This window comes from Acinetobacter sp. ABJ_C5_2 (assembly GCF_044538485.1).
Taxonomy (GTDB): Bacteria; Pseudomonadota; Gammaproteobacteria; order Pseudomonadales; family Moraxellaceae; genus Acinetobacter; species Acinetobacter nosocomialis_A.
Map to the genome: position 1 here is coordinate 1 of NZ_JBIUCS010000050.1, position 7,070 is coordinate 7,070.

General features: G+C 35.7%; 6 protein-coding genes. 3 read left to right on the forward strand and 3 right to left on the reverse strand.

Annotated features, from left to right (window positions below):
* Positions 1–180 precede the first annotated feature (180 nt).
* Positions 181–2,274, forward strand: coding sequence for an EAL domain-containing protein (locus ACH8JV_RS18890; RefSeq protein ID WP_396523149.1), 2,094 nt, complete (start codon positions 181–183; stop codon positions 2,272–2,274).
* A 145-nt stretch (positions 2,275–2,419) separates the two neighbouring features.
* Positions 2,420–2,863, forward strand: a complete 444-nt coding sequence (locus ACH8JV_RS18895; RefSeq protein WP_279969996.1) for a universal stress protein — start codon at positions 2,420–2,422, stop codon at positions 2,861–2,863.
* A gap of 53 nt (positions 2,864–2,916) precedes the next feature.
* Here the strand turns inward: ACH8JV_RS18895 and ACH8JV_RS18900 are convergent, their stop codons facing one another.
* Complete coding sequence (locus tag ACH8JV_RS18900; RefSeq protein ID WP_396464270.1) at positions 2,917–4,359, reverse strand: glucose/sorbosone family PQQ-dependent dehydrogenase; 1,443 nt, start codon at positions 4,357–4,359, stop codon at positions 2,917–2,919.
* A gap of 352 nt (positions 4,360–4,711) precedes the next feature.
* Here ACH8JV_RS18900 and ACH8JV_RS18905 point away from each other — a divergent pair, with 352 nt between their 5' ends.
* Positions 4,712–5,338, forward strand: a complete 627-nt coding sequence (locus ACH8JV_RS18905) for an SOS response-associated peptidase family protein (protein WP_396523151.1) — start codon at positions 4,712–4,714, stop codon at positions 5,336–5,338.
* An 88-nt stretch (positions 5,339–5,426) separates the two neighbouring features.
* On the opposite strand, the gene ACH8JV_RS18910 is transcribed toward ACH8JV_RS18905, so the two are convergent.
* Together ACH8JV_RS18910 and ACH8JV_RS18915 are read right to left on the reverse strand one after the other, a co-directional pair.
* Positions 5,427–6,605, reverse strand: a complete 1,179-nt coding sequence (locus ACH8JV_RS18910; RefSeq protein ID WP_396523153.1) for a S8 family peptidase — start codon at positions 6,603–6,605, stop codon at positions 5,427–5,429.
* A 228-nt stretch (positions 6,606–6,833) separates the two neighbouring features.
* Positions 6,834–6,950, reverse strand: a complete 117-nt coding sequence (locus ACH8JV_RS18915) for a hypothetical protein (RefSeq protein ID WP_263613878.1) — start codon at positions 6,948–6,950, stop codon at positions 6,834–6,836.
* Positions 6,951–7,070 lie beyond the last annotated feature (120 nt).

Here is a 7,070-nt window from a genome sequence, read left to right on the forward strand (position 1 = left end):
AATTAAAAGTTAATAAATAACATATGCATACATGAGTAATATCAATTCTATTTTAGGAAAAGATTTATTCAAGGCGAAAAAAACATCAAATATTATTTTTTTATAGCTTTTGTGGTGACGACACAACTATTACAATACAGTTTATAAATAGTTTAACTCTTCAGCAGTTTTAGGCATGTTATGACTTCAATGTCGAACACTACCCAAAAGCACTTTATTGTTGAGCAGTTTCCTCTACCGACTTGGGTCAGTGATGAAAAAGGCTTAATTTTATACTGCAATACGGAGTGTACAAAGTACTGGCACGATACCTCTCCTCTATTGTTTCAGCAATGGTTAGATTTCGTGTACCCTGCCGATTTAGAAGAAGTTAAAAACAAATGGTTAGATGCTATACGACTGCAATCAAGAGTTGAATTTAAATGCCGTCTTTTACATAAGAGCCATCACTATCGATGGTGTAAACTTTCAATTCAATTATCGAAATATCATGAACCTTCTCAAGAAAATGAATGGTTTATTAGTTTTCTAGATATTGATCAAGATATACAAGAACAACAAAGCCTACGTAAAGATATCGATATACAGAATCAAATGCTCGATATTAGTGTCGATTGTATTAAAGTTTTAAATACAGATGGCACAGTATCTCATATGAATAAATCAGGGTGCCTTGCATTAGGTGTACCTGTCGATGAAAAAAATTTCGGTATGCGATGGTTAGATCTTTTACCACCGCATATACGCAAACGCGGAAGAGTTGCTTTAAAAAAAGCCTTACAGGGTAAAGTGGCCCGATTCGCTGGCATGAGTTGTTTACCAAATCAAGATCCTGAATATTGGGATAATATGCTTACCCCAATTCAACATACAAACGGCGAAATTATTCAAATATTGTGTGTTTCTCGGAACGTCACTCAACAGTACCTTACTGAAAACCGATTAAGAGATATTAGTGAGAGAGATGAACTTACTGGATTATTTAATAGACGCTCATTTAAGCTCCAATTAAAACGTACCCTAGCCTACTCACGAGAAACCCAAACAAGTGTAGGGTTACTTTTAATTGATTTAGATCACTTCAAACACATTAATGACACCATCGGTCATAGTGCTGGCGATCACTTATTAAAAATCCTGTCTAAACGTTTTAATCAGTGCGTAGACCATGAACGATGTTCTGTCGCTCGGTTAGGGGGCGATGAGTTCGCAGTTATTGTCAGCCATTTAAAAAATGAAAATGATGTCCGAGAACTTGCTGAAGTATTACTTCAACAACTCAATCAACCTATTACATATGCAGGGAATGTACTCAACGGTGGTATGAGCATTGGTTGCGCCATTTACCCGCAAGATGCTGTCGATCAATCAAGCTTATTAAGCTGTGCAGACATGGCATTGCATGACTTAAAAGCTCGAGGTCGTGGCGGTATACGTATGTATAACCCGAGTATGATGCAGTTGACTGAAGCCATCGCCTCTCAACTTAACATTGCTCGACAGCTTATTCGTCACCATACTATCCAACCCTACTATCAACCTAAAGTTGATTTAAAAACTCATGCTGTTGTGGGTTTTGAGGCATTACTGCGTTGGCACACGACTTCGGCTCAAAGAGGTTTGCCTTCACAAATTGCTGAAGCTTTTAAAGACTATGATTTAGCCAGTAAAATTGGCGAAATTATGCAGCAACAAGTTTTGCATGATATGGCTAATTGGATAAAGTTAGGCTTTCAGCCACTTCCTGTATCACTAAATGCTGCACCAGTTGAGTTCTTAAGAGATAATTACGCGGAACGTTTATTAAAAAAAATTCATCAACTTGAAATTCCTACACATTTAATTGAAATAGAAGTTACTGAGCATATGCTTGGGGACCGTGGCTCTGAATATGTTATTCGCGCACTCAATAAACTAAAGCAGCATGGCGTACGCATTGCTTTGGATGATTTTGGAACAGGCTTCTCTTCTCTAACGCATATACGAGACTACCCAATTGATTGTCTAAAAGTCGACTGTAGCTTTATACAAAAGATGCAACAGGACCCATCAATTTATGCAATTGTCCAAGCAATTGGCTTACTCGCTCCTAACCTCTCACTCGGATTAATTGCAGAAGGTATTGAAACAGTAGAACAAGAAGAGCTACTTCTTAAATTTGGTTATAACATTGGACAAGGCTTTTTATTCGAACAAGCTATTGATGCAAATCAAGTTATATCTATTCTTAAACAAGGTCAGGCTTATTTAGAAAGCCATTATTCGATGAATTAATCTGTATATACAAAAAGTAGTCGCTCACTTTGCACACTAAAAATACACAATAAAAACCATAAAATTGGCGATAATATAACCATAACGATAACAAACTTAGGTTTTTCAACAATAAATATTGTCACAAGGCAATAAGGAGCAATATATGAGTTATCACCATATTTTAGTTCCAGTCGATGGTTCTCCTACTTCACTTATTGCGGTTAACCATGCTGCAAATCTTGCTAAAGCGTTTAACAGTAAAGTCACTTTAGTATATGCGCTTACTATTGATCCTTTTATTTCAGTTGAAATCATTGATAGTACAGAAATTGCGCAAGATTACTTTAATAAAGCGAGAGCTTCGATTCAGGGCATTTTAGATCAAGCTAAAGAGCAATTTAGTCAACACGGAATTTCTGTTGAAACAAAGATTGTTGAAGGTCAAACAATTCACACAGAAATTATCAAAGCAGCAACTGAGCTAAAAGCTGATTTATTGGTAATTGGTTCTCATGGACGAAAAGGTTTTAAAAAGTTCTTCTTAGGAAGTGTGACTCAAGCACTGTTAGGAGAAATCCACGTACCTGTATTGGTCGTAACCGAATAGATAAATTTAAAGTTCAAAAAAACCCAGCTATAGAGCTGGGTTTTTTACATAAACTACTTTCCGTTATACGTAAACTTAATGAGAGAACCAGGATTCTCTAAAGTATGCGTTACAGAACCATCGTCTTTTTGCACATTGCCCGCTGTATCGGTCAGTACATATAAAGCATTGCCCTCCGGACTTGCAATCACGTCACGATAACGGTTATTGCTTTTAAACATCGGGATGGCATCATCTAAAGTCGCACTATATGTTGGATCTAGCTTAATACGGAAAATGACTCCACGTTTTAAAGATGGTACCAATAATGTATTTTCCCATCCCGGAATCGCCTTTTTACCTCCCGTATATACATATGCTGATGACGGTGCAACCGTTGGCCAGCAGACATAAGTCATATCACCACAAGTTGGATCATTGTAGTTATAGGTATCTTGTACGGTATACAACGTTTTCAAAGGTGCTACAAAATTTTTCCCAGTCCATTCAGACTCTTTAGTCACGGGAACACCTTCGGCTACTTTTACCCCGTTTTGACCCAAATCTTTAATTTGAGATTTATTGGTTGCAGCCGAATAGTTGGCATAAGCATAGCCACTATCATCTTTATAACCTGCTACATTTGGCCAACCATAGTTCCCACCTTTTAAAATGAGGTTAATTTCATCATCAGAATTTGGCCCTTGCTCAGATTGTAAAAGCTTTCCATTTGGAGCAAATGCTAAACCTTGTGGATTACGGTGCCCTAAAGTATAAATATGACTAACTACCCCATTAAAGCTCGGGTTATCTTTAGGAATACTCCCATCCAGATTTAAGCGTAATACCTTGCCCATATAGGTATGGTAGTCTTTGCTGTTCAGCTCTTGCTGAGTTGGGGTATGCTGCGCCTGATTTGGTAAAAACAAATAAGCCAACTGGTTACGACCTTGGTCACCAATCGTATAGTAGATTTTTTGGTCTGGACCAACAACTAGACGGCCTGACTGATGGTCTTTCGATGATGGTAAGCCTGCAATCAAATCAACAGGTTTTTCAAATGTATCTGTTGTTTTGTTATAGGTATATCTACGGATAATCGTTTGGTTAGGTAGTTCTTTATCTGTAGATTTTGGATTTTTAAAAGTACCCGAAATATAGATATAAGGGTTATGTTTAAAGTCAGGATGAAAAGCAAAACCCAACAAACCATTTTGCCCATCCGCATCATTCACAATTTCAGGAACCTGAAAAACTGTTTTTGCGCTACCGGACTCAGGATTTACTCTTAAAATTTTACCGGTTGCACGTTCGGTTAACCAAATCTGATTGTCAGGTCCCCATAACAAAGCATGCGGTTTATTTAAGTTAGACAGAATAACTTTTTTATCAAAATTTTCTGTTTTTGCTTTAGCAAATTGTGCTGGCGTAAGCGGAATGTCCGCAAATGCCGTATTAAGCATAAATAGTTGTGCAGCACCTAAAAGAGTGACCTTGGCTAATAAATGTTTATTCATAATTCCACCTTATAAATTTTTTAAAGAGTTACTCAAATCAAAAACGTTTGATTTGTATAAGTTCTCTATATCTTTTGTATTATGATGAATAGCATATTTATTAAAATCCAAATTTCTGAAAGGCTCTGTTGCATAAAAGTAGCTATTCAAAACAAATGAATACTTTAAAAGTTATCCTAAAAACAGTTCATCAAGTTTTAAACTGATTGATATGAAAGCAAACTTTAACAAAGTAATTGAAAAGTAAAAATTAATACTGAAATAGACAATTCAAACTATAAAAATATACATAACACCCAGCTAAAAGATTCAAGCTAGAGCTTAAGGATTTCAGCGGAAGTCAGGTTCAGTTATGTGTGCAAATTTTAAACCTCTTAAGAAAGATCATGCTCATCAATTAGACTTATTTGAACCAACGTTTGATTACAAATCGGATGTTTATCCAAGTGATGACTGTCCAATGATCTTATCTCACCAAAATGAATTGGAATGGCGAAAAGTTAAATTTGGAATGTTACCTCCCTATGCCAGAGAAGTTTCATTTAAGTATGCAACCTATAATGCAAGAACTGAAACGGTTGAACAAAAACGTTCTTTTAAACACGCTTGGTCACATGATCAATTCGGGCTTATACCTGTTGAAGCTATTTATGAACCGAAATATATCAATGGAAAAGCTCATTGGTATGGCATATTCCGTCAAGATGGGGAACCATTTACACTTGCGGCAATTTATGAAGAAACCATCATTGATGAGCAGAAAGTTCGGTCAATGTCATTATTAACAATAAACGCAGATCAACACCCATTCATGAAGCAGTTTCATAAACCAGACGATGAAAAACGTTCAATTATTGTGATACCAAATCATCTCAGGAATGATTGGTTGAATTGCAAACACACTGAAACATCTGATTTTTTCTTAGATATGCCACTGCATGAATTTATATCTCTACCGAAAGCAGATATGAAAAAATAATAATTAAATATTTAGCACTGACGACACATATAAAAAATTAAAAAAGGCCCGCTTGGGACCTTTTTTATATTGGAAAGATAGCTTTTCATTAAGGCGATTTGTAGAGCAACCGGTTTGGGCTACCAGACGGATTTTTCACTATATTACTGGTTGCTTGATTTAACAAATTAGTCGATATCGTTTGAGGCGTAGCAGTAGGTGTGCTCTGAAGCATTTCAGCCACTACACCCGCAACATGTGGAGTTGCCATTGAGGTACCATTTAATACTCTAGTGGCTGTATTACTTCCAATCCAAGAAGAATTAATTTGACTTCCCGGCGCAAAAATATCTACACAGCTTCCATAATTAGAATAACTTGCCCGAGTATCAGTATTGTCCGTTGCAGCAACTGTAATTGCATTACTTGTTCTTGCAGGAGAAGAAGTACAAGCATCTGTATTCGAATTACCTGCGGCTACCACCATTACATAACCATTATTATATAAATTTTCTACTGCACTATCTAAAGAAGAGCTTGCAGCCCCGCCTAATGACATGTTTACAACGGCTGGTTTACTTCCATTTTTCAAAATCCAATCTAAACCAGCAATAACATTACTTGAAGCACCAGATCCATCGCATCCTAAAATCCGGACTGGAACTAGTCTTACACCCTTGGCAACACCATAAGTCGTCCCCCCTACAGTTCCAGCAACATGTGTGCCGTGTCCATTACAATCGGTCATTCCATTACCATCAGATATTGCTGTATATCCATTTAATACACGACCTGAAAATTCTTGATGGGTAGATAATATACCAGTATCAACAATATAAGCTGTTGTACCCGAACCGGTCTGCGAATAAGAATATGTTGAATTTAATGGTAAAGCTTTCTGGTCGATGCGATCTAGTCCCCAATCAGGATTACTTTGGGCCGTTGCATCAATATTCACAACAGTATCATTTTCTACAGAAAGAACTTGTGGATTCTTTTTCATCGCTTCAATAAAGGCTGTTCCTGCCGTATCAGGTAAATAAATTGCAAAACCTTTAAGAGCACTATCGTAGCTCTGCAAAACCCTGCCACCATGTTGTTTTGCAATATTCTGTGCAAAATCTTTAGCAGGTCCAATATCCTTGTTCAAGATGACAATATATTGATTTTTAATAATTCCTTTTGCTTGAGAAGAGTCTATTGCAGAATTTAAAAGATTTGGTGCTGCGTAAGCTAAATGGGTCGCTGCGATTGAAAGAAAAATAGCAGAAACTTTGTGAATATTCATGTATATCTCCATATATTATATTTCAGGTATTTTTATGATAAGTAATAACTTTTTTATTTCAGGTTTAACTTCCAGATGAAAATTATAAAGAGTTTTATCTGTTTTTAACCTAAATCATATTTTCATAATTTTTTATTTCACACAATATACTTCAACTTTTTCAACAAAAACTGTGATAGGAATCTAATTAAAACTTATATATTTTATTCTTTAATATTCAGTTATTCTTTAATATTTGGGATCAACAATATAGAAAAGAATAACCATGATGAGCAAAACTATAGTCATGATTGTTAAGTATGTCCCTACAGTATTAAAACTCTTTAAAAACTTCAAAATATCCATAACAACCTGATAGATAAACAATAAATTAAAAAAATTATTTCAAAATTTACTAATTCGAGCAATCACAAGTAATTTACAATTTTTTTAACTATAATTCCTACGTATAGTAAATGTATAAAT